Origin of the sequence: Prauserella shujinwangii (assembly GCF_003001955.1) — a bacterium.
In the GTDB taxonomy this organism is placed as follows: domain Bacteria; phylum Actinomycetota; class Actinomycetes; order Mycobacteriales; family Pseudonocardiaceae; genus Qaidamihabitans; species Qaidamihabitans shujinwangii.
The window spans coordinates 62001-84015 of record NZ_PVNH01000013.1; the positions used below are offsets into that span (position 1 = coordinate 62001).

Consider the following 22015-nt stretch of genomic DNA (forward strand, 5'->3'; position numbering starts at 1 on the left):
GGTCGCTCCCCACGACACGGCGAGCGGGCACGGCCCGCGAGGAACGAGCACGGCGAGGACGTTCATGACAGCAGGGGCCTCCACGGCCAGGTTTCCCGGAATCGGCATGCTGCGGGAAACCGGGAAGCTCTTCGCCCTCGGCCTCGACGTCGGGCGCGGGATCTTCCAGCGGCCGTTCCAGCTGCGCGAGTTCATCCAGCAGTCCTGGTTCATCGCGAGCGTCACGATCCTGCCGACCGCGCTCGTCGCCATCCCGTTCGGCGCGGTCATCTCGCTGCAGTTCGGTTCCCTGGCCAGGCAGCTCGGCGCGCAGTCCTACACGGGCGCGGGCAGCGTCCTCGCCACCGTCCAGCAGGCCAGCCCGCTGGTGACCGCGCTGCTGGTCGCGGGCGCGGGCGGCTCCGCGATCTGCGCCGACATCGGCGCGCGCACCATCCGCGAGGAGATCGACGCCATGGAGGTGCTCGGTGTCTCCGCGGTGCAGCGCCTGATCGTGCCGAGGGTCCTCGCGTGCATGCTCGTCGCGCTGCTGCTCAACGGCATGGTCAGCGTCATCGGCGTGCTCGGCGGCTACTTCTTCAACGTCGTCCTCCAGGACGGCACACCCGGCGCCTACCTCGCCAGCTTCTCCGCCCTCGCCCAGCTGCCCGACCTGTGGGTCGGCGAGATCAAGGCGCTCATCTTCGGCTTCATCGCGGCGGTCGTGGCCTCCTACCGCGGCCTGCACCCGCCGCCGGGGCCGAAGGGCGTGGGGGATGCGGTCAACCAGTCCGTCGTCATCACGTTCCTGCTGTTGTTCGTGGTGAACTTCGTGATCACGTTGATCTACCTGCAGATCGTTCCGACGAAGTTGGGCTAGGACGGCAAGAACGATGGCTTCCCTCACCCAGAACGCGAAGCGGATCGCGAACCGTCCACTGGAGACACTGGACGTCCTCGGCGACCAGATGTCGTTCTACATCCGCGCGCTCGCGTGGGCACCGCGGACGATCCGCCGCTACTCCAAGGAAGTGCTGCGGCTGCTCGCCGAGGTCAGCTTCGGCTCGGGCTCGCTGGCGGTGATCGGCGGCACGGTCGGCGTCATGGTCGGCCTGACCCTGTTCACCGGTGTGCTCGTCGGCCTCCAGGGCTACTCCGCCTTGAGCTCGATCGGCACGTCGGCGTTCACCGGCTTCCTCACCGCGTTCTTCAACACCCGCGAGATCGCGCCCCTCGTGGCGGGCCTCGCACTGTCGGCGACGGTCGGCGCCGGCTTCACCGCCCAGCTCGGCGCGATGCGGATCTCCGAGGAGATCGACGCGCTCGAGGTGATGGGCGTGCCCAGCCTGCCGTACCTGGTGACCACCCGGATCCTCGCCGGGTTCGTCGCCGTCATCCCGCTGTACGTGATCGGGCTGCTCAGCTCCTACCTCGCGTCCCGGCTGGTCGTGGTCTACCTCTATGACCAATCGGCGGGCACCTACGACCACTACTTCGACCTGTTCTTACCACCGCAGGACGTTCTGTACTCGTTCATCAAGGTCCTGATCTTCAGCGTGCTGATCATCCTCACGCACTGCTACTACGGTTACCGGGCCAGCGGCGGCCCCGCGGGCGTCGGTGTGGCCGTCGGCCGGGCCGTGCGGCTGACGATCGTCACGGTCGCCATCGTCAACTTCTTCATCGGCTTCGCCATCTGGGGCACCGACACGACGGTGAGGATCGCGGGATGAGCGCGCGGCAGGTCATGGTCACGGTACGGCGCAGGCTGCTCGGCCTGCTGCTCATCGCCGTCCTGGTGGGCGGCGTGGCGCTCAGCGTCGCCCTCTACAACAAGGCGTTCTCCACGTTCGTCACCGTCAAGCTGCGCGCGGGCGACATCGGCAACCAGCTCACCGAACGTTCCGACGTCAAGGTGCGCGGGCTCATCGTGGGCAGCGTCGCCGACGTCGCGCCCACCGACGACGGCGTCGAACTCACCCTGCAGCTGAACCCGGAGCAGGCCGACCTGGTGCCGAGCAACGTCAGGGCCCGGTTCCTGCCGAAGACCCTGTTCGGCGAGCGGTACGTCGCGCTGCAGATCCCGGAGCGGCCGTCCCCGCAGAGCCTGCGCGACGGCGACGTGATCCCGCAGGACCGCACCGAGGACGCGGTGCAGCTGGAGCAGGCCTTCGAACACCTGCTGCCCGTGCTGCAGGCGGTCGAGCCGCAGAAGCTGTCGAGCACGCTCACCGCGATCTCCACCGCGCTCGAAGGGCGCGGCGAACCGCTCGGCGAGACCCTCTCCGAGCTCGGCAGGTATCTCGGCGACCTCAACCCGCACCTGCCGGACCTGCAACAGAACCTGCGGGAGCTGGCCGAGTTCTCCCACCACCTCTCCGACGCGGCCCCCGACCTGGTGCGCGCCATGGACAACCTCACCACCACCAGCCGCACCGTCGTGGAACAGGCCACGAACCTGCGGACGCTCTACGGCAGCCTCACCACCGCGTCGGTGGACCTGCGGTCGTTCCTCGAGGCCAACTCGAGCAACATCATCAGCCTCGGCGAGACGTCGCGGCCCACGCTCGAACTGCTGGCCAAGTACGCGCCCGAATACCCGTGCGTCATCAGCCAGATGGCCGACACCCTGCCGAAGATCGACGAGGCGTTCGGCAAGGGCACCGACAAGCCCGGCCTGCACGCCACCATCGAGATCACCAACCACCGGGGCCGCTACATTCCCGGCCAGGACGAACCGGAGTTCAACGACAAGCGCGGACCGCGCTGCTACGCGATGGACGAGTACCCGAAGCCCTTCCCCCAGCACCCGCCGGACGGCCCGATCCAGGACGGCACCGAGCATCCGCCGCCCGCGCGGTCCCAGAACGACGGGCTCAACCCCGCCAACAACGCCGCCAACGCCGGTGACTACAATGGCGGCGGCAGCACGGCGGGCGGCCTGGCCCACAGCGCCGCCGAACACGCACTGCTGTCGCAGCTGCTCGCCCCGCAGGTCGGGCTGAGCCCGGACGAGGTGCCCGGCTGGAGCTCGCTGCTCGTCGGCCCGCTGTACCGGGGAGCCGAGGTGTCGGTGCGATGAGGGGACTCGGCGCTCCGCTCGCGAAGCTGGTCACGTTCATCGTGGTGACCGTCGTCTTCACCGCGATCCTCGGGATCAGCATCGGCAACGTGAACCTCGGCGACACCAACACGTACGCGGCCCGGTTCACCGACGCCACGATGGTGATGGAGGGCGACGACGTCCGCATCGCCGGCGTGCGCGTCGGCCAGGTCTCCGGCGTGCGCGTCGTCGACCGCCGCCAGGCCGAGGTCGAGTTCGAGGTCGAGCAGGGCCGCACGCTGCCCGCGGGCGTCACCGCGACCATCAAGTTCCGCAACCTCGTCGGCCAGCGGTACCTCTCCCTCGACAAGGGCAGCGGCGAGCCCGCGGGCAGGCTCGAACCCGGCGACACCATCCCCCTCGAGCGCACCACGCCCGCGCTCGACCTCACCGAGCTGTTCAACGGCTTCAAGCCGCTGTTCCGGGCGCTCAACCCCGACGACGTCAACCAGCTGTCCTACGAGATCATCCAGGTCCTGCAGGGCGAGGGCGGCACGGTGGAGAGCCTCCTGCAACACACCGCGTCGCTGACCACCACGATCGCCGAGAAGGACCAGGTGATCGGCCAGGTCATCGACAACCTCAATGCGGTGCTCGAGACCGTCAACGCGCGCACCCCGCAGCTGTCCGACCTGCTCACCCGGCTCCAGGAGTTCGTCTCCGGGCTGTCCGGCGACCGGCAGCAGATCGGCGACGCGATCGACGCGCTCGGCAACCTGACCACCACCACGGCAAGCCTGGTCCGCGACGTGCGGGAGCCGCTCAAGCAGGACATCGACGCCCTCGGCGACCTGACCCGCACCCTCAACGAGAACGAGCCGGTGGTGGAGCACTTCATCCAGTACCTGCCCGAGAAGGTCACCAGGCTGACCGCGACCGCCGACTACGGTTCCTGGTTCAACTTCTTCATGTGCGAGACGAAGGGCAGCGTCCAGCTCCCCGGGCTGATGAACGAGCCCGTCACGCTGCCGATCGCTCCGGCCGAGAGGGAGCGGTGCCACGCATGAAAAGCTTCTCCAAGCGCAACCCGGTCCCGATCGCCATCGTCGGCATCGTCCTGATGGTGCTCGGCACCGTCGCCGCGCTGAACTCCGACGACCTGCCGATCATCGGCGGCGGCACCACCTACACCGCCCACTTCAGCGAGGCGGCCGGGCTGACCTCGGGCGACGAGGTCCGCATCGCCGGCGTCAAGGTCGGCGAGGTCAGCGATGTCGGCCTCGACGGTGACCAGGTCCTGGTCGCGTTCCGCGTCAAGGACGCCTGGGTCGGCGACCGCAGCACGGCCGCCATCAAGATCAAGACGCTGCTCGGGCAGAAGTACATCGCACTCGACCCGGTCGGCGACACCCCGCTCGACCCGTCCGACACCATCCCGAAGGAACGCACGGTCGCCCCCTACGACGTGCTGGAGGCCTTCCGCGGGCTGTCCCAGACCGTCGACGCGATCGACACCGAACAGCTGGCGCAGAGCTTCGACGCGCTGTCGGACACGTTCGCGAACACCCCCGACGACGTGCGCGGCGCGCTCACCGGGCTGTCCCGGCTGTCCGACACCATCGCCTCGCGCGACTCCCAGCTGGCGACCCTGCTGGCCAACACCCGCCAGGTCAGCCAGACCCTCGTCGACCGCGACCAGCAGCTGACGAAGCTCCTGGAGGACGGCAACCTGCTGCTCGAGGAGCTCTCCCGGCGCAAGGAGGCCATCACCGCCCTGCTCGACGGCAGCAGGCAGCTGGCCACCGAGCTGCAGGGCCTGATCGACGACAACAACGAGCAGCTCGACCCCGTCCTGGCCCAGCTCGACCAGCTCACGAACATGCTGCACCGCAACCAGGAGGCCCTCGGCGAGGGCATCCGCCGGTTCGCGCCGTTCGTGCGGGTCTTCACCAACACGATCGGCAACGGCCGCTGGTTCGACAACTACATCTGCGGCCTCCTGCTGCCGTCCGTCGGCCCGCTCAACGAAGAGGGGTGCAACCCGAATGAGTGACACCAGGTTCGGGCAGTCCCTCGCCCGGGGGGTCGCCATCGCGTGCGTCCTCGGCCTCGTCGTCGCGGGCGGACTGTGGTGGACGCTGCAGGACGCGGGCCAGAAGCGGGTCACCGCGTTCTTCCCCACCGCCATCGGCCTCTACGAGGGCAACGACGTGCGCATGCTCGGCGTGCGGATGGGTGAGGTCACCGGCATCGAGCCGCTGGGCGACCAGGTTCGCGTCGAGATGACCTACGACCGCGAGGTACCGGTCCCCGCGAACGCGAAGGCCGTGATCGTCGCTCCCTCGCTGGTCTCCGACCGCTACGTCCAGCTCGCACCCGCCTACACCGGCGGCGAACGGCTCCCCGACGGCGCCGAGATCCCGCTCGCGCGCACCGCGGTCCCGCTGGAGATCGACGACCTCAGCAAGAGCCTCAGCCGGGTCGCCGAGGACCTCGGGCCCACCGGCGCCAACGCCGACGGCTCCCTCTCCGACGTGCTGCGGACGCTCGCGAAGAACTTCGAGGGCAACGGAACCCAGCTGAACAACACGATCACCAAGCTCAGCCAGGCCGCGGGCACCCTCTCCGGCAACTCGGGCGACCTGTTCGCCACCGTCGAGAACCTGGCCCAGCTGTCCACCACGATCGCCGCCAGCGACGACGAGGTGCGCAGGTTCGAGACCCAGCTCGCCGACGTGAGCGGCTACCTCGCCGACGAGAAGGACAACCTCGCCGCCACCGTGCGCCAGCTCGGCACCACGCTCAACTCGGTCCGCGACTTCATCGAGAACAACCGCGGCCGGGTGAAGTCCAACGTGGACAAACTCGCGAGCATCACCAGGGTGCTCGTCGAGCAGCGCGGCGCGCTCGCCGAGATTCTCGACGTCGCCCCCGTCGGCCTCGGCAACCTCGTGAACACCTACAACGCCGCCTCCGGCACGCTCGACGCGCGCCCGAACCTCAACGAGCTCACGCAACCGCCGATCACGATGGTCTGCAACCTGCTCAGGCAGACCCCGGAAGCGCTGGACGTGCTCGGCGACACCTGCGCCTCCCTCGCACCCGTGCTCGACGGCACCCTCCAGCTGCCGTCGCTGGCCCAGTCGGTGCACGCGCTCAACAACGGCCAGCTGCCGCCGCTGCCGCTCCCGCTGGCGTCGCAGGTCTACGGAACGGGAGGTGGCCAGTGAGGCGCAAGATCATCGCCGCCCTGTGCGCGGCCGGGCTGCTCACCACCTCCGGATGCGGCTTCGGTGGCATCTACGACCTGCCGCTGCCGGGCGGCGCCGACCTCGGCGACCACCCGTACTCGGTCACCGTGCACTTCCGCGACGTGCTCGACCTGGTGCCGCAGGCCGGCGTCAAGGTCAACGAGGTGCCCGTCGGCACCGTCGAGTCGGTCACACTCGCCGAGGACGGCTGGACCGCCGAGGTCACCGTGCTCGTCAACGGCGACGTCGAGCTGCCGGCCAACGCGGTGGCGAACCTGCGCCAGTCCAGCCTGCTCGGCGAGAAGTACGTGGAGCTGTCCGCACCCGCCCAGAACCCCGCCGAGGCCAGGCTCGGCGAGGGCGACCTCATCCCGGTCGCCCGCACCAACCGCAACGTCGAGGTGGAGGAGATCCTCGGGGCGCTGTCGATGCTGCTCAACGGTGGCGGTGTCGAGCAGCTCAACACGATCACCAAGGAGCTGAACAAGGCCCTCTCCGGCAACGAACCGGAGATCAAGGCCCTCCTCCGCAACACCGACGAACTGGTCAGCACCCTCGACGCCCAGTCAAGCGACATCACCCGCGCCCTCGACGGCCTCAACCGGCTGTCCAGCACGCTCAACGCGCAGCAGGGCCAGATCGCGAACGCCATCGAGAACCTGGGTCCCGGGCTGCGCGTCCTCGAACAGCAGCGCGGGCAGCTCGTCACGATGTTGCAGGCCATGCGCGAGCTCTCCACCGTCGCCGTGAACACCGTGAACCAGAGCCAGGAGGACCTGGTCGCCAACCTGCGCTCGCTGCTGCCCACGTTGCGCAAGCTCGGCGAGGCGGGCTCCGACCTGCCGAAGGCGCTCGAACTGCTGCTGACCTTCCCGTTCAGCGACGCCGCGGTGCAGGGCGCCAAGGGCGACTACTTCAACCTCTACGCCACCATCGACCTCAACCTCGGCGAGGTGCTGGCCAACCTGGGCCGCAGCAGGCAGAACCCGCTGCAGGACATCCCCGTCGTCGGCGACCTGACCAGCCCGAGGCAGGGCGAGAGCGGCGACTCGCCGCCCCCGCTGCCGGTGCCCGGTGCCGAACCGGACCAGGGCGGGCAGGACGGCACCTCGTCCTCGCCGGGCGGCCTCGGCTCGATCTTCGGTCTCCTGGGAGGTGAGCGCTGATGCTGGTGCGCAAGACGCGGATCCAGCTCCTGGCCTTCCTGGTCATCTCGGTGCTCGCGATCACCTACGCGCTGTTCCGGTTCACCGACGTCGGCAAGGTGTTCGGCACCGACGGCTACACCGTGCGGCTGCAGCTGACGGAGTCCGGCGGCATCTTCACCGGCGCCGAGGTGACCTACCGCGGTTACAACATCGGGCGGGTCGGCGAGCTGAGCCTCACCGCCGACGGGCTGCAGGCGGACCTCGAGATCGAGCCGGAGGCGCCCCAGGTGCCCCGCGACCTGCACGCCGTCGTCGCCAACCGGTCCGCGGTGGGGGAGCAGTACGTCGATCTCCGCCCGGTCACCGACGACGGCCCTTACCTGGAGAACGGGTCGGTCATCGACGCGTCCGACACCACGACCCCGGTCCGCGCCCACGAGGTCATCGCCGACCTGAACAGCCTCGCTGGCTCGGTGCCCACCGACGCGCTGCGGACCGTCGTCGACGAGTCCTACGACGCGTTCCGCGGCACCGGCGACGACCTGCAGATCCTGATGGACACCACGCGCGACTTCACCCGGATCGCGCAGGACTACCTGCCGCAGACCGTGCAACTGCTCGAACAGGGCAACACGGTGCTCGACACGCAGAACGAGATGGCGGGCTCGCTGCGCTCGTTCAGCCGGGACCTCAACGAGCTCAGCGCGACGCTGAAGAGCTCCGACGCCGACCTGCGCAAGCTGATCGACATCACCCCGCAGGTCGCCGAGCAGGTCAGCGGGGTCCTCGCGGAGTCGGGCCCCGGCCTCGGCGCGCTCGTGGCCAACCTGCTCACCACGTCGAACCTCCTGGTGACCCGGCTCGACGGCCTGGAGCAGGGGCTGGTCACCTACCCGGTGCTGGCCGTCGGCGCCCAGACGGTCGCCCCCGGCGACGGCACCGCACACCTCGGCCTGGTGCTCAACCTGTTCGACCCACCGTCGTGCACCAAGGGATACCTGCCGCCGGAGCAGTACCGGCCCGGCAACGTCGAGTCGCCGCGGCCGCCGAAGACGGACGCCTACTGCGCCGAGCCCGCCGGCAGCCCGATCAACGTGCGCGGGTCGCAGAACGCCCCGTACCACGGCGTGCCGGTGGCGCCGAGCGAGGAGCAGGTGCGGGCCAACGCCGACCGCGACGAGGAGGAGCTCGCGTCCCGGCGGGGCGTCCCGGGCATGGCGGGCAGCCCCGGGCTGAACATCGTCAGCCTCCGTCAGCTGATCGGGTTGCCGAGCTGACCGCGATATCACACCCCCCACCTACCCTGGAGCGTTATGAGTTCGGACGAGCAGCGGGACTCCGCCGCAGGCGACGGCGAGCCCGCCGTCCCGGAGGAGGAGACCGCGACGGCGCGGGCCGGGTCGGCTGACGCGTCCGGGTCCTCCGCCGAGGGTGCGGCCCGGGAGGAGACCACCGGGTCCCCGGAGGCCGCCGGGTCCCCGGAGTCCGCCGATTCCATGGAGGACACGGAGGCCGCGGAGGACACCGAGTCCACCGAGGACACCGAGGACACCGAGGACACCGAGGACACCGAGGACACCGAGCCGGAGCGTGCGGCCGCGGCCGCGGAAGACGACCCGGCCGACCCGAAGCTGCCCCGGTTGCTGATGCTGGGCAGCGCGGCCCTCGCCGTGGCCGCGGTCGTGGTGGCCGCCGTCTTCGGTGTCCTGTGGCTGACCGAGTCGAACAGCGACGACGCCGACATCGCCACCGCGAGGGAGAACGTCGTGCGGGCCACCGGCACCGCCGTGGAGGCGTTCACCGAGCTGGACTACGAGAACCCGGACGCGTACTTCTCCCGGCAGCGGGAGATCACCACCGGGGACCTGCGCGAGCAGATCGACAAGTCCGAGGAGACCTACCGCAAGGCCATCGCCCAGGCCAAGACGAAGGTCGTCTCCACCGTGCAGGACATCGCCGTGGAGGAGCTCAACGAGCACGAGGGCAAGGCCAGCGCGCTCGCCACCGTGAGCAACGAGATCACCCAGGGCGACCAGACGAGCACCAAGACCCTGCGGCTCGAGGTCCAGCTGACCCGTGTCGCGGAGAATGGCGAGCAGGCCTGGAAACTGTCGAACATCGGCGAGGTGCCGGTGGTCGGATCGGGCCAGTAGGCCGAGCCAGAACGGAGCCAGTGTTGCCACCTTCCCGCCACCTCCCGGGCGCGCCGCCGCCGGCCCGGCGGCCGCGCGTGGCCGGCCTGCGCAAACCGTCCCCTTCTCCCCGGCCGCGGCCGGAGGGCGCCGAAGCGGCGCCCGAGGCTCCCCCGGTGCCGGACACCCTCGAGGTGCCTCGGGAACCCGGCAGGCCGACCCCGCGCCGCAAGTCCCGGGACGCGGGCGCGCCGAAGCCCGCCTCCGAGGCCGAGGTCACCGACGCCGAGGCGCCCTCAGGGCCGCCCCCGCCACCCGCCCGGCGCGAGCGTTCCGCGGGCGGACTGTCGCGCCGGGGGATGTACACGCGGACCGCCGTGCTGCTCGCGGTGGCCGTCGTCTTCGGCGGACTCGGGGTGTTCTTCAAGCTCCAGCACGACGAGGTCGCCTCGGCCACGAGCAACACCGCGCTGGTGGACGTCGCCGCGACCGCCGAGGTCAAGCAGGCGATGAGCAGCGCGGCCGAGCGGCTGTTCTCCATCGACTACAACGATCTCGGCAAGACCGAGCAGGCGGCGAACGAGCTGCTGGCTGGCGACGAGGTCCGGCAGAAGTACGACGCCCTCATGGGCGAGGTCCGCAAGCTGGCACCCGAGCAGAAGATCGTGGTGACCGTCAAGGCCACCCGCAGCGGCGTCATCCTGCTCGACGGCGACCGGGCCAAGGTCATGGTGTACATCGACCAGACCGCGACGCGCACCGACAAGAACCAGAGCTCGGCGGGCGGCGCCGCCATGTGGTTCAACACGGAGAAGCGCGACGGGCAGTGGAAGGTCGTCGACATGGACACCTACAGCTCGGGGGCACCCACGCCGGCCCCGTCCTCCGCGCCCGAGCAGCCGAACGGCGGCAACTGACCGCGTGTCCCCCGCCCGGGCGCGCGTGTCCCCCGCCCGGGCCGCCGAGTGCCGCGCTCAGAACGCCGAGTGCCGCGTTCCCGCCCGCGCGTCCCGTTCCGCCGCGGCCGGCGCGCGGGAGCGGTCGCTCGCGGCCCGCCGAAGCGGCTCGCGGGCCGGATTCCGGCCCCCTCACCAGGGGAAACCGTGTCGGCTGCCGGTCGGTCGGGGGTGCCGGTACTGCGCCGTCCGAAGGGATCCGCGCGTGGGCGCTTGACTCATAGTCGCTGGGGGTTCACGCTTACTCCCGACGGCACGCCCATGCGGGAGGCGAGCCAGGAGACGAGCACGTGAGGCTGGGCCCCGGTCTGGGAGTGCCCCCTCGACAGATGCCGTCTTCCGGGCTAGACTGCTTCTTTGCGCTGCCCACTTTCAGGCTGCCCAATCGCGGCAGCTAGGATGGTCGGCACCACCGCACCCTTGACAGTACGTGTTACGAGTTGCTAACGCGGCTGCTCAACCGCTATGTCCCCGGAAGGACGCATCTTGGCAGTCTCTCCCGCGAACCAGGCCACTGCTGCGACCACCCACTCGACTCCCGAGTCCACGGGCATCCCCGGAGCGCCGAAGCGGGTCTCCTTCGCGAAGATTCGCGAACCGCTGACCACTCCCAACCTCCTCGACGTCCAGATCAGGTCCTTCGAATGGTTCACCGGTTCGGAGGCGTGGTACGAGCGTGCCGTCAACGAGGGGGACGAGAACCCGGTCGGCGGTCTCGAGGAGGTTCTCAACGAGATCTCCCCGATCGAGGACTTCTCCGGCTCGATGTCCCTGTCCTTCTCCGACCCGCGCTTCGACGAGGTCAAGGCCTCCGTCGAGGAGTGCAAGGACAAGGACATGACCTACGCGGCGCCGCTGTTCGTCACCGCCGAGTTCGTCAACAACAACACCGGTGAGATCAAGAGCCAGACGGTCTTCATGGGCGACTTCCCCGTGATGACCGACAAGGGCACGTTCATCATCAACGGCACCGAGCGCGTGGTCGTCTCCCAGCTCGTGCGCTCCCCCGGGGTGTACTTCGACCAGGCGGTCGACAAGACGACCGACAAGGACGTCTTCAGCGTCAAGGTCATTCCGAGCCGGGGTGCGTGGCTGGAGTTCGACGTCGACAAGCGCGACACCGTCGGCGTCCGCATCGACCGCAAGCGCCGCCAGCCGGTCACCGTGCTGCTCAAGGCGCTCGGCTGGACCACCGAGGCGATCCGCGAGCGCTTCTCCTTCTCGGAGACGCTGCTCGCGACCCTCGAGAAGGACCACACCGCGGGCCAGGACGAGGCGCTGCTGGACATCTACCGGAAGCTGCGTCCCGGCGAGCCGCCGACGAAGGAGAGCGCGCAGACGCTCCTGGAGAACCTGTTCTTCAAGGACAAGCGCTACGACCTCGCCAAGGTCGGCCGGTACAAGATCAACAAGAAGCTCGGGCTCGACCTGCCGTACGACACCGGCACGCTCACCGAGGAAGACATCGTCACCACCATCGAGTACCTCGTCCGCCTGCACGCGGGTGAGGACAGGATGACGATCGGCGAGCGCGAGGTGCCGGTCGAGACCGACGACATCGACCACTTCGGCAACCGCCGCCTGCGCACCGTCGGCGAGCTGATCCAGAACCAGATCCGGGTCGGCCTCTCCCGCATGGAGCGCGTGGTCCGCGAGCGGATGACCACCCAGGACGTCGAGGCGATCACGCCGCAGACCCTGATCAACATCCGCCCGGTCGTCGCGGCGATCAAGGAGTTCTTCGGAACCTCCCAGCTGTCGCAGTTCATGGACCAGAACAACCCGCTGTCCGGGCTGACCCACAAGCGCCGCCTCTCGGCGCTCGGCCCCGGCGGTCTGTCCCGTGAGCGCGCCGGCATGGAGGTGCGCGACGTGCACCCCAGCCACTACGGCCGGATGTGCCCGATCGAGACGCCGGAAGGCCCGAACATCGGCCTCATCGGCTCGCTGTGCTCCTACGCGCGGGTGAACCCGTTCGGCTTCATCGAGACCCCGTACCGGAAGGTCGTCGAGGGCCGGGTCACCGACGAGGTGCACTACCTCACCGCCGACGAGGAGGACCGTTTCGTCAAGGCGCAGGCCAACGCGCCGATCGACGCCGACGGCTACTTCGTCGAGGAGACGGTCCTCGGCCGCCGCAAGGGCGGCGAGGTCGAGCTGATCGACCCGATGGAGGTCGACTACATGGACGTGTCGCCGCGCCAGATGGTGTCGGTGGCCACGGCCATGATCCCGTTCCTCGAGCACGACGACGCCAACCGCGCGCTCATGGGTGCCAACATGCAGCGGCAGGCCGTGCCGCTGCTGCGCAACGAGGCCCCGCTCGTGGGCACCGGCGCCGAGCTGCGGGCCGCGGTCGACGCGGGCGACGTGCTGGTCGCCGAGCAGGCCGGGGTGGTCGAGGAGCTCTCGGCCGACCTGGTGACGATCATGCACGACGACGGCACCCGCAAGAGCTACGGGCTGTACAAGTTCCGCCGTACCAACGCGGGCACGTGCTTCAACCACCGGCCGGTCGTCAACGAGGGCGACCGCGTCGAGGCAGGCCAGGTCATCGCCGACGGCCCCTCCACCGACCAGGGTGAGATGGCGCTCGGCAAGAACCTGCTCGTGGCGATCATGCCGTGGGAGGGCCACAACTACGAGGACGCCATCGTCATCTCGCAGCGGCTGGTCCAGGACGACGTGCTCACCTCGATCCACATCGAGGAGCACGAGGTCGACGCCCGCGACACCAAGCTCGGTGCCGAGGAGATCACCCGGGACATCCCGAACGTCTCCGAGGACGTGCTCGCCGACCTCGACGAACGCGGCATCGTGCGCATCGGCGCCGAGGTCCGCGACGGCGACATCCTGGTCGGCAAGGTCACGCCGAAGGGCGAGACCGAGCTGACCCCGGAGGAGCGCCTGCTCCGCGCGATCTTCGGCGAGAAGGCGCGCGAGGTGCGCGACACCTCGCTGAAGGTGCCGCACGGCGAGACCGGCAAGGTGATCGGCGTCCGCGTGTTCTCCCGCGAGGACGACGACGAGCTGCCCCCGGGCGTCAACGAGCTCGTCCGCGTCTACGTGGCGAAGAAGAGCAAGGTGCAGGACGGCGACAAGCTCGCGGGCCGGCACGGCAACAAGGGCGTCATCGGCAAGATCCTCCCCGTCGAGGACATGCCGTTCCTGCCGGACGGCACGCCGGTCGACGTCGTGCTGAACACGCACGGTGTGCCGCGAAGGATGAACATCGGGCAGATCCTCGAGCTGCATCTCGGCTGGCTGGCCTCGCAGGGCTGGAAGGTCGAGGGCGCTCCCGAGTGGGCGAAGAGCCTGCCCGAGGAGCTGCAGGAGGTGGAACCGGGCACTCGCACGGCCACCCCGGTGTTCGACGGCGCCAAGGAGCAGGAGCTCATGGGGCTGCTCGGGGCGACGAAGCCGAACCGGGACGGCGAGCGCATGGTGGACGCCGACGGCAAGGCGACGCTGCTCGACGGCCGCTCCGGCGAGCCGTTCCCGTACCCGGTCGCCGTCGGCTACATGTACATCCTGAAGCTGCACCACATGGTGGACGACAAGATCCACGCGCGGTCGACGGGCCCGTACTCGATGATCACCCAGCAGCCGCTGGGCGGTAAGGCGCAGTTCGGTGGCCAGCGCTTCGGTGAGATGGAGTGCTGGGCGATGCAGGCCTACGGCGCGGCGTACACGCTGCAGGAGCTGCTCACCATCAAGTCCGACGACGTGCTCGGCCGCGTGAAGGTCTACGAGGCCATCGTCAAGGGCGAGAACATGCCGTCGCCGGGTATCCCGGAGTCGTTCAAGGTGCTGCTCAAGGAGCTGCAGTCGCTGTGCCTGAACGTCGAGGTGCTCTCCAGCGACGGGGCCGCCATCGAGATGCGCGACTCCGACGACGAAGACCTCGAACGGGCCGCCGCCAACCTCGGCATCAACCTGTCCCGCAACGAGTCGCCCTCGGTGGACGACGTCGTGCAATGACCCAGCCGCCCGGGTGGGAGGGCACACCTCCCGTGTGCCCTCCCACCCGGGTAGCCGACCCCTCTAGCCGAATCAAACCCAAGGGGATGCAAGGACGTGCTGGACGTCAACTTCTTCGATGAGCTCCGGATCGGCCTGGCCACCGCGGACGACATCCGTCAGTGGTCCTTCGGTGAGGTCAAGAAGCCGGAGACCATCAACTACCGCACGCTGAAGCCGGAGAAGGACGGTCTCTTCTGCGAGAAGATCTTCGGTCCCACCAGGGACTGGGAGTGCTACTGCGGTAAGTACAAGCGGGTGCGCTTCAAGGGCATCATCTGCGAGCGCTGCGGCGTCGAGGTGACCCGGGCCAAGGTGCGCCGCGAGCGCATGGGCCACATCGAGCTGGCCGCGCCCGTCACGCACATCTGGTACTTCAAGGGTGTTCCGTCGCGGCTGGGCTACCTGCTCGACCTGGCTCCGAAGGACCTCGAGAAGATCATCTACTTCGCGGCCTACGTGATCACCAGCGTGAACACGGAGCTGCGGCACAACGACCTGCCGACACTCGAGAACGAGATCGGCGTCGAGCGCCGCAACATCGAGGCCAAGCGGGACTCCGACATCGAGGCCAGGGCGCAGAAGCTCGAGGCCGACCTCGCCGAGCTGGAGGGCGAGGGCGCGAAGTCGGACGTGCGCCGCAAGGTCAAGGAGGGCGGCGAGCGTGAGATGCGCCAGATCCGCGACCGGGCCCAGCGTGAGCTGGACCGGCTCGAGGAGGTCTGGTCGACGTTCACCAAGCTCGAGCCGCGCCAGCTGATCGTCGACGAGCAGCTCTACCGCGAGCTGATCGACCGCTACGGCGAGTACTTCACCGGCGGCATGGGCGCCGAGGCCATTCAGAAGCTCGCCGTCGAGTTCGACGTCGACGCCGAGGCCGAGTCGCTGCGCGAGACGATCCGCACCGGCAAGGGGCAGAAGAAGCTCCGCGCCCTCAAGCGGCTGAAGGTCGTCGCGGCGTTCCAGAACACCGGCAACGACCCGCGCGGCATGGTGCTGGACGCGATCCCGGTGATCCCGCCGGAGCTGCGCCCGATGGTGCAGCTGGACGGTGGCCGCTTCGCCACGTCCGACCTGAACGACCTGTACCGCCGCGTCATCAACCGGAACAACCGGTTGAAGCGGCTGATCGACCTCGGCGCGCCCGAGATCATCGTCAACAACGAGAAGCGGATGCTGCAGGAGGCCGTCGACGCGCTGTTCGACAACGGCCGCCGCGGCCGTCCGGTGACGGGCCCGGGCAACCGGCCGCTCAAGTCGCTGTCCGACCTGCTCAAGGGCAAGCAGGGCCGGTTCCGCCAGAACCTGCTCGGCAAGCGCGTCGACTACTCGGGCCGTTCGGTCATCATCATCGGTCCGCAGCTGAAGCTGCACCAGTGCGGCCTGCCGAAGGACATGGCGCTGGAGCTGTTCAAGCCGTTCGTGATGAAGCGGCTGGTCGACCTCAACCACGCGCAGAACATCAAGTCCGCCAAGCGGATGGTGGAGCGGGCCCGCCCGCAGGTGTGGGACGTGCTGGAGGAGGTCATCAACGGCCACCCGGTGCTGCTGAACCGGGCACCGACGCTGCACCGCCTCGGCATCCAGGCCTTCGAGCCGCAGCTGGTGGAAGGCAAGGCCATCCAGCTGCACCCGCTGGTCTGCGAGGCGTTCAACGCGGACTTCGACGGTGACCAGATGGCCGTGCACCTGCCGCTGTCCGCGGAGGCGCAGGCCGAGGCGCGCATCCTGATGCTGTCGGCGAACAACATCCTGTCGCCCGCGTCGGGCCGCCCGCTGGCCATGCCGCGACTGGACATGGTGACCGGCCTGTTCCACCTGACCAGGCTGGACGAGAACGCGCCGGGTGCCGGCCGTTCCTTCTCGTCGCTCGCCGAGGCCGTCATGGCCTTCGACCTGCACGAGATCGGCCTGCACGCGCCGGTGAAGATCCGGGTCAAGGACCGGCAGCCGGCCAAGGCCGACGAGCCCGCGCTGCGCGAGAAGGGCTGGGAGCCCGGCCAGCCGTGGCTGGCCGAGACCACCCTCGGCCGCGTGCTGTTCAACGAGCTGCTGCCCGCCGACTACCCGTTCATCAACGAGCCCCTGCCGAAGAAGCGGCAGGCGGTCATCGTGAACGACCTGGCGGAGCGGTACTCGATGACGCAGGTCGCGCAGACGCTCGACCGGCTCAAGGACGCCGGGTTCTACTGGGCCACCCGCTCGGGTGTCACCGTGGCGATCTCCGACGTGCTCGTGCCCGAGGAGAAGAAGCGGATCCTCGACGAGTACGAGGCCAAGGCGTCCCAGGTCGAGAAGCGGTACCAGCGCGGTCAGCTCTCGCACGCCGAGCGCAACAACGAGCTGGTCAAGGTGTGGGGCCAGGCGACGGAGGACGTCGCCAAGGCGATGGAGGACCACTTCCCGGACGACAACCCGATCGCGATGATCGTGCGGTCGGGGGCGGCGGGCAACATGACGCAGGTCCGGTCGCTGGCCGGTATGCGTGGTCTGGTGTCCAACCCGAAGGGCGAGTACATCCCGCGGCCGATCAAGGCCAACTTCCGCGAGGGCCTCTCGGTGGCGGAGTACTTCATCGCCACGCACGGTGCCCGCAAGGGTCTGGCCGACACCGCGCTGCGGACCGCCGACTCGGGTTACCTGACCCGGCGTCTGGTGGACGTGTCGCAGGACGTCATCGTCCGCGAGGTCAACTGCGGCACCAGCCGCGGCATCATGATGACCATCGGCGACGAGCTGCCCGACGGTCGCGTGGTGCGCACCGAGCACGTGGAGACCAGCGTCTACGCCCGCAACCTCGCGGCCGACGCGGTCGACGCGCAGGGCAACGTGGTGCTCAACGCGGGCGACGACCTCGGCGATCCCGCCATCGAGAAGCTCATCACGAGCGGGATCACCAAGGTCAAGGTCCGCAGCGTGCTGACCTGCGAGTCCGCGGTCGGCATCTGCGCCACCTGCTACGGCCGGTCGATGGCCACGGGTCAGCTGGTGGACGTCGGCGAGGCCGTCGGCATCGTCGCCGCCCAGTCGATCGGTGAGCCGGGCACCCAGCTCACGATGCGTACCTTCCACCAGGGTGGTGTCGCCGGTGACGACATCACCACGGGTCTGCCGCGTGTGCAGGAGCTGTTCGAGGCCCGCATCCCGAAGGGCAAGGCGCCGATCGCCGACGTCGACGGCCGCGTGCGCATCGAGGAGAGCGAGCGGTTCTGGAAGATCACGCTGATCCCGGACGACGGCAGCGAGGAGATCGTCTTCGACAAGCTGTCGAAGCGGCAGCGTCTCGCCGTGGGGCCGAACGGCCCGCTGGCGGACGGCGACCACGTGAACGTCGGCCAGCCGCTGCTGGAAGGCACGCCGGACCCGCACGAGGTGCTGCGGGTCATGGGCCCGCGCGAGGCCCAGATGCACCTGGTCAACGAGGTGCAGAAGGTGTACCGCGCGCAGGGTGTGTCGATCCACGACAAGCACATCGAGGTCATCGTGCGGCAGATGCTGCGGCGCGTCACGATCATCGACTCGGGTACCACCGAGTTCCTGCCCGGTGAGCTGCCGGAGCGCACGCGCTTCGAGGCGGTCAACCGGCAGGCGGTGGCCGAGGGCGGCGAGCCTGCCTCCGGCCGTCCGGTGCTGATGGGTATCACGAAGGCGTCGCTGACCACGGACTCGTGGCTGTCCGCGGCGTCGTTCCAGGAGACCACGCGAGTCCTAACCGATGCGGCGATCAACGGCCGCAGCGACAAGCTCGTGGGCCTCAAGGAGAACGTGATCATCGGTAAGCTGATCCCGGCCGGTACGGGCATCAACCGCTACCGCAACATCCAGGTCCAGCCGACCGAGGAGGCGCGGGTCGCGGCCTACGCGATCCCGTCCTACGACGACGGCTACTACACGCCGGACGTGTTCGGCACCGGCACGGGTGCCGCGGTCCCGCTGGACGACTACGACTTCGGCCGCGACTTCCGCTGAGGACGCGGCTGCCGCGCCGACGTAGTCACCTGAGCGCTCGGCCCCCGGGGTGCCTCCCGCGCCCCGGGGGCCGAGCGCTTTTTCAGCGCTGCTTAACCGTGTTGAACGGAATTTCACTGGTGCTTCAGCATCGGTGCGGGTGACGATCTGCTGGTGATTACGCCTGACACGAAGGACTGGACCTGGGTCCTGCGCCGCACCTGCCCGGAATGCGGCTTCGACGCCTCGTCCATCACACCCCGGCAGGTGCCCGCGATGCTGCGGGTGAACGCGGCGTCCTGGCGGCAGCTGCTCACGGCCGGCGCGGACGTGCGGACGCGGCCGCGGCCCGACAAGTGGTCGCCACTGGAGTACGCCTGCCACGTCCGGGACGTCTTCCGGATCTACGACGATCGCCTGGTGCTCATGCTGACCGAGGACGACCCCGCCTTCCCGAACTGGGACCAGGACGAGACGGCGGTCGCCGAGCGGTACGGCGAGCAGGATCCCCGGCACGTCGCGGACGAACTCGCCGAGGCGGCCGAGACCCTCGCCGCGCGGTTCGAACGGGTGAACGACGACCAGTGGCAGCGCACCGGCACCCGCAGCGACGGCGCCCACTTCACCGTGGACACCTTCGCCCGCTACTTCATCCACGACCCCGTCCACCACTGGCACGACGTCACCCCCGAGCGCCTTTAGCGGGCAGAATGTCGCTCCGCCGCCCGCCCCGGGCGCCTTCTGCGGGCAGAATGCGCCCGGGGCGGGCGGCACGGCGGGGGTGGGCGCCGCTGACACAGACGAACAGACTGGGCCACCAGGGTGTGAATCGTTGACGACTCGGCGTGGGCCACGCCACTCTTCCCGGCGTCACTGAACCGGGTAGAGGAGGTCACCCATGGTCAGACGTGTTGCCGGACTCGTTGCCGCACTGCTGCTCGCCGTCGCCGGCGCCGTCGTGGGTTCCACGGTCACGGCGAGTCCGGCGCAGGCCGACGCCTGCTACACGTGGAACCGCACGCTCTCCCAGGGCATGTCGGGGGAGGACGTGCGGCAGCTGCAGATCCGCGTCTCGGGCTATCCCGGCTACGGCGGGGTACTGGCCATCGACGGCGACTACGGTCCCGCCACCAAGGCCGCGGTCACCAGGTTCCAGCAGGCGTACGGGCTCGCGGCCGACGGTATCGCGGGCAGCCAGACGTACAGCAAGATCTACGCGCTGCAGGACAGCGACTGCAGCCCGGCGAACTTCTCGTTCGCCGAGCTCAACCAGTGCAACTCCAGCTGGTCGGGCGGCGCGGTCTCGGCCTCGACGGCCCGGTTCAACGCGCTCGTGTCCATGTGGAAGCTGCAGGCCATGCGGCACGCGCTCGGTGACTCCCCGATCCGGGTCACCAGCGGCTTCCGCAGCCACGCGTGCAACGACGCCGTCGGCGGCGCGTCCAACAGCCGCCACCTCTACGGCGACGCCGTCGACCTCGGGGCAGGCCCGCACTCGCTGTGCACCCTGGCCAGGCAGGCCCGCAACCACGGCTTCAACGGCATCCTCGGCCCCGGCTTCCCCGGCCACAACGACCACACCCACGTCGACCACCGGTCGAGCCGCTACTGGTCGGCATCCAGCTGCGGAATCTGATCCCGGACCCGCCGGAGCGCGACATTCTGCCCGCGAAACGCGCTCCGGCGGGTCCCCGGGCCGCGTTCTGCGGGCAGAATGTCGCGCGCGGGGCTCAGGAGGGACCGGCGTGGTAGCCGGTCATACCGGGCTGGACGGAGTCCACGAGCTGATCGAGATGGGCCAGCAGGGCCTGCCGGGACAGCCGTTCCGCACGCCGCTCGACGGAGACGAGGCCGTGCCCGCTGCGGTAACCGTTCGGCGGTGTGTTGTTGCCCGCGAGGTCGAACGACTCGAAGATGGCCCGCTCCCACTCCAGGAACGCCGGGTACAGCGCGAGCCGCCAGTCGGTGATCGGCTGGCGCACGCCCCGGGTGAAGAACCCGTCGTAGGGATGTGGGGTCGTCGCGATGCTGACCACGTAGTCGTACCGCCAGTAGAAACTGTGGGTACCGGGATGGCCCGCCGACGTCTTGGCGCGCGTGCGCTGCTGCCGGGCGTGGAACACGTAACCCCGGTGCTCACCGAGCAACTCGAAGTCGGTCCTGGGCAGCCCCGCGTGCTCCCAGGACGCGGCGGCCGGGGCACCGTCCCCGCTGAGATCGCCCTCACCGGCCGGGCCCGCCTTGGCCAGCCAGCCACGCTGCCGGGCGAGCCGCCGGGCGCCGCCGGCGCCGAACGTCGCCCTGGGGACGCGCCGCGCCGCCCACCACGCCAGGCCCGCGACGAGCAGGGCGATCAGCACCCACCCGGCCGGGCCGTCCGGAAGCCACGTCGACGGTGTCATAGCCCCTTCTCAGATGTCGAGGTAGCCCTCGGTCTCGCTCTTCGTCTGGTCCGCGCCGGTCTGGTCGTACTCGCCGGCCTTCTCCGTGTTGCCGATGTTGCGGTAGAGCTTCTCGGGTCCCGCGTTCGCCCCCGTGCCGGCGCCGACCTGCGCGGCCGCGGTGTCACCGAGCGCCTTGCCGGTCATCGTGCCGAAGCCCTTCTGCACCCGCTCACCGATCATCCCGTCGCCGCCCATGAGCTTCGCCATCGGGGACCTGCTGCCGCCCGCGAGCTCCATGTCGGCGAGGCTGCTCTGCAGCCGCTTGTTGTCCATCGCCTGCTTGAAGCCGGTGCGCAGGTTGCCCATCCGGGTGCGCAGCCCGCGCAGGAAGTCCATGATCTTGTCGAGCACCCTGCGGAGCTTCGCGATCATCTGCGACACGCGGCTGGTCGTGGTCGCGGCACGCACGCCGGTCGCCGTGCCCGCGGCCGCCGTGGAGGCACCGGCGGTCGGCACCGCGGCGGCGAGCGCCGGGATCCAGATCATGATCAGCCAGGTGATGAACTCGGTGAGCAGCGCCTTGATGAAGTCCTCGATGACCGTCATCACCATGCTGGACATCTGCAGGAGCTGGGCGAGTTCGCCGGCCTGCCCGGCCACCCCGTCGATGCCCTTGGCGAACTCGGCCAGCTTCGTGCCCGCCGTCTCCGAGGCCTCGCCACCCCACTCCTTCACGGTGGAGGCCAGCTCCTCGTCGAACTTCTGCCGCAGCTCGGTCACGCCCTGGCCGATCGCGTTGAAGTTCTCCGCCGCCTGCGACAGCGCGGGCCCGTCGCCACTGACGAAGTGGATCGCGTCCTCGAGCGGCTGCACGACCGAGATGAGGAAGTTCAGGCCCTGGCCGACGAGCCACCCGATGGGGTCCGTCGCGATGCCCATCGCCGTGCCCGCGCACGACATGATGAACCCGGAGCCCTCCGACATCAGCCCGGAGACCTCGGAGCCGGTCGCGCCGTCGGTGAGCTTGCCGCCCGCCTCGAACGCCTTGAGGAAGTTGCCGTAAACGGGCACGGCCTCCTGGGCCTTGGTGCCGACGTCCTTCTCGCCGACCTTGATCTTGACGCCGCCTGCCTCGTGCTCGACCTCAGCCATCG

General features: G+C 69.4%; 16 protein-coding genes. 14 read left to right on the forward strand and 2 right to left on the reverse strand.

Annotation, left to right across the window (positions count from 1 at the left end):
* Positions 1 to 64: 64 nt before the first annotated feature.
* From B0I33_RS27195 to B0I33_RS27260, 14 genes are all read left to right on the forward strand, one after another.
* Positions 65 to 859 carry an MlaE family ABC transporter permease gene (locus B0I33_RS27195; RefSeq protein ID WP_106181861.1) on the forward strand — a complete coding sequence of 265 codons (795 nt, stop codon included), beginning with the start codon at positions 65 to 67 and terminating at the stop codon, positions 857 to 859.
* 13 nt (positions 860 to 872) lie between these two features.
* Positions 873 to 1712 (forward strand): MlaE family ABC transporter permease, encoded by an 840-nt coding sequence (locus B0I33_RS27200; protein WP_106181863.1) that lies wholly within the window; start codon positions 873 to 875, stop codon positions 1710 to 1712.
* Entirely contained in the window at positions 1709 to 3061 is a 1353-nt protein-coding gene (locus B0I33_RS27205; RefSeq protein WP_106181865.1) for an MCE family protein, read from the forward strand. Before B0I33_RS27200 ends, B0I33_RS27205 begins: the two co-directional genes overlap by 4 nt.
* Complete coding sequence (locus B0I33_RS27210; RefSeq protein ID WP_106181867.1) at positions 3058 to 4089, forward strand: MCE family protein; 1032 nt, start codon at positions 3058 to 3060, stop codon at positions 4087 to 4089. Before B0I33_RS27205 ends, B0I33_RS27210 begins: the two co-directional genes overlap by 4 nt.
* Positions 4086 to 5075: an MCE family protein gene (locus B0I33_RS27215; protein WP_106181869.1), complete on the forward strand. Its 990-nt coding sequence runs from the start codon at positions 4086 to 4088 to the stop codon at positions 5073 to 5075. Before B0I33_RS27210 ends, B0I33_RS27215 begins: the two co-directional genes overlap by 4 nt.
* Positions 5068 to 6252: an MCE family protein gene (locus B0I33_RS27220; RefSeq protein ID WP_106181871.1), complete on the forward strand. Its 1185-nt coding sequence runs from the start codon at positions 5068 to 5070 to the stop codon at positions 6250 to 6252. The genes B0I33_RS27215 and B0I33_RS27220 overlap by 8 nt, the downstream gene beginning before the upstream one ends.
* A complete protein-coding gene (locus tag B0I33_RS27225; RefSeq protein ID WP_106181873.1) occupies positions 6249 to 7439 on the forward strand; it encodes an MCE family protein in 1191 nt (396 codons plus the stop codon). Before B0I33_RS27220 ends, B0I33_RS27225 begins: the two co-directional genes overlap by 4 nt.
* Positions 7439 to 8698 carry an MCE family protein gene (locus B0I33_RS27230; RefSeq protein ID WP_106181874.1) on the forward strand — a complete coding sequence of 420 codons (1260 nt, stop codon included), beginning with the start codon at positions 7439 to 7441 and terminating at the stop codon, positions 8696 to 8698. The genes B0I33_RS27225 and B0I33_RS27230 overlap by 1 nt, the downstream gene beginning before the upstream one ends.
* 36 nt (positions 8699 to 8734) lie before the next feature.
* Positions 8735 to 9574: a hypothetical protein gene (locus tag B0I33_RS27235; protein ID WP_245901127.1), complete on the forward strand. Its 840-nt coding sequence runs from the start codon at positions 8735 to 8737 to the stop codon at positions 9572 to 9574.
* Positions 9575 to 9729: 155 nt separating this feature from the next.
* On the forward strand, positions 9730 to 10470 hold the full coding sequence (locus B0I33_RS27240) for a hypothetical protein (protein ID WP_245901129.1): 741 nt from the start codon (positions 9730 to 9732) through the stop codon (positions 10468 to 10470).
* A 525-nt stretch (positions 10471 to 10995) separates the two neighbouring features.
* On the forward strand, positions 10996 to 14490 hold the full coding sequence (gene rpoB, locus B0I33_RS27245) for a DNA-directed RNA polymerase subunit beta (RefSeq protein ID WP_106181876.1): 3495 nt from the start codon (positions 10996 to 10998) through the stop codon (positions 14488 to 14490).
* A gap of 96 nt (positions 14491 to 14586) precedes the next feature.
* Entirely contained in the window at positions 14587 to 18498 is a 3912-nt protein-coding gene (locus tag B0I33_RS27250) for a DNA-directed RNA polymerase subunit beta' (protein WP_106181878.1), read from the forward strand.
* 153 nt (positions 18499 to 18651) lie between these two features.
* Complete coding sequence (locus B0I33_RS27255; RefSeq protein ID WP_106181880.1) at positions 18652 to 19179, forward strand: DinB family protein; 528 nt, start codon at positions 18652 to 18654, stop codon at positions 19177 to 19179.
* Positions 19180 to 19375: 196 nt separating this feature from the next.
* Entirely contained in the window at positions 19376 to 20113 is a 738-nt protein-coding gene (locus tag B0I33_RS27260) for a D-Ala-D-Ala carboxypeptidase family metallohydrolase (protein ID WP_106181881.1), read from the forward strand.
* Between the two features lie 94 nt (positions 20114 to 20207).
* On the opposite strand, the gene B0I33_RS27265 is transcribed toward B0I33_RS27260, so the two are convergent.
* A complete protein-coding gene (locus tag B0I33_RS27265) occupies positions 20208 to 20879 on the reverse strand; it encodes a hypothetical protein (RefSeq protein ID WP_106181883.1) in 672 nt (223 codons plus the stop codon).
* Between the two features lie 9 nt (positions 20880 to 20888).
* Positions 20889 to 22013: a WXG100 family type VII secretion target gene (locus B0I33_RS27270; RefSeq protein WP_106181885.1), complete on the reverse strand. Its 1125-nt coding sequence runs from the start codon at positions 22011 to 22013 to the stop codon at positions 20889 to 20891.
* Between the last annotated feature and the right edge of the window lie 2 nt (positions 22014 to 22015).

What these genes read in the sequence shown, in the direction of transcription:
- B0I33_RS27195 (WP_106181861.1), top strand. Translation starts at nt 65, where the DNA reads ATGACAGCAGGGGCCTCCACGGCCAGGTTTCCCGGAATCGGCATGCTG.
- B0I33_RS27200 (WP_106181863.1), top strand. Translation starts at nt 873, where the DNA reads ATGGCTTCCCTCACCCAGAACGCGAAGCGGATCGCGAACCGTCCACTG.
- B0I33_RS27205 (WP_106181865.1), top strand. Translation starts at nt 1,709, where the DNA reads ATGAGCGCGCGGCAGGTCATGGTCACGGTACGGCGCAGGCTGCTCGGC.
- B0I33_RS27210 (WP_106181867.1), top strand. Translation starts at nt 3,058, where the DNA reads ATGAGGGGACTCGGCGCTCCGCTCGCGAAGCTGGTCACGTTCATCGTG.
- B0I33_RS27215 (WP_106181869.1), top strand. Translation starts at nt 4,086, where the DNA reads ATGAAAAGCTTCTCCAAGCGCAACCCGGTCCCGATCGCCATCGTCGGC.
- B0I33_RS27220 (WP_106181871.1), top strand. Translation starts at nt 5,068, where the DNA reads ATGAGTGACACCAGGTTCGGGCAGTCCCTCGCCCGGGGGGTCGCCATC.
- B0I33_RS27230 (WP_106181874.1), top strand. Translation starts at nt 7,439, where the DNA reads ATGCTGGTGCGCAAGACGCGGATCCAGCTCCTGGCCTTCCTGGTCATC.
- B0I33_RS27235 (WP_245901127.1), top strand. Translation starts at nt 8,735, where the DNA reads ATGAGTTCGGACGAGCAGCGGGACTCCGCCGCAGGCGACGGCGAGCCC.
- B0I33_RS27260 (WP_106181881.1), top strand. Translation starts at nt 19,376, where the DNA reads ATGGTCAGACGTGTTGCCGGACTCGTTGCCGCACTGCTGCTCGCCGTC.
- B0I33_RS27265 (WP_106181883.1), bottom strand. Translation starts at nt 20,879, where the DNA reads ATGACACCGTCGACGTGGCTTCCGGACGGCCCGGCCGGGTGGGTGCTG.
- B0I33_RS27270 (WP_106181885.1), bottom strand. Translation starts at nt 22,013, where the DNA reads ATGGCTGAGGTCGAGCACGAGGCAGGCGGCGTCAAGATCAAGGTCGGC.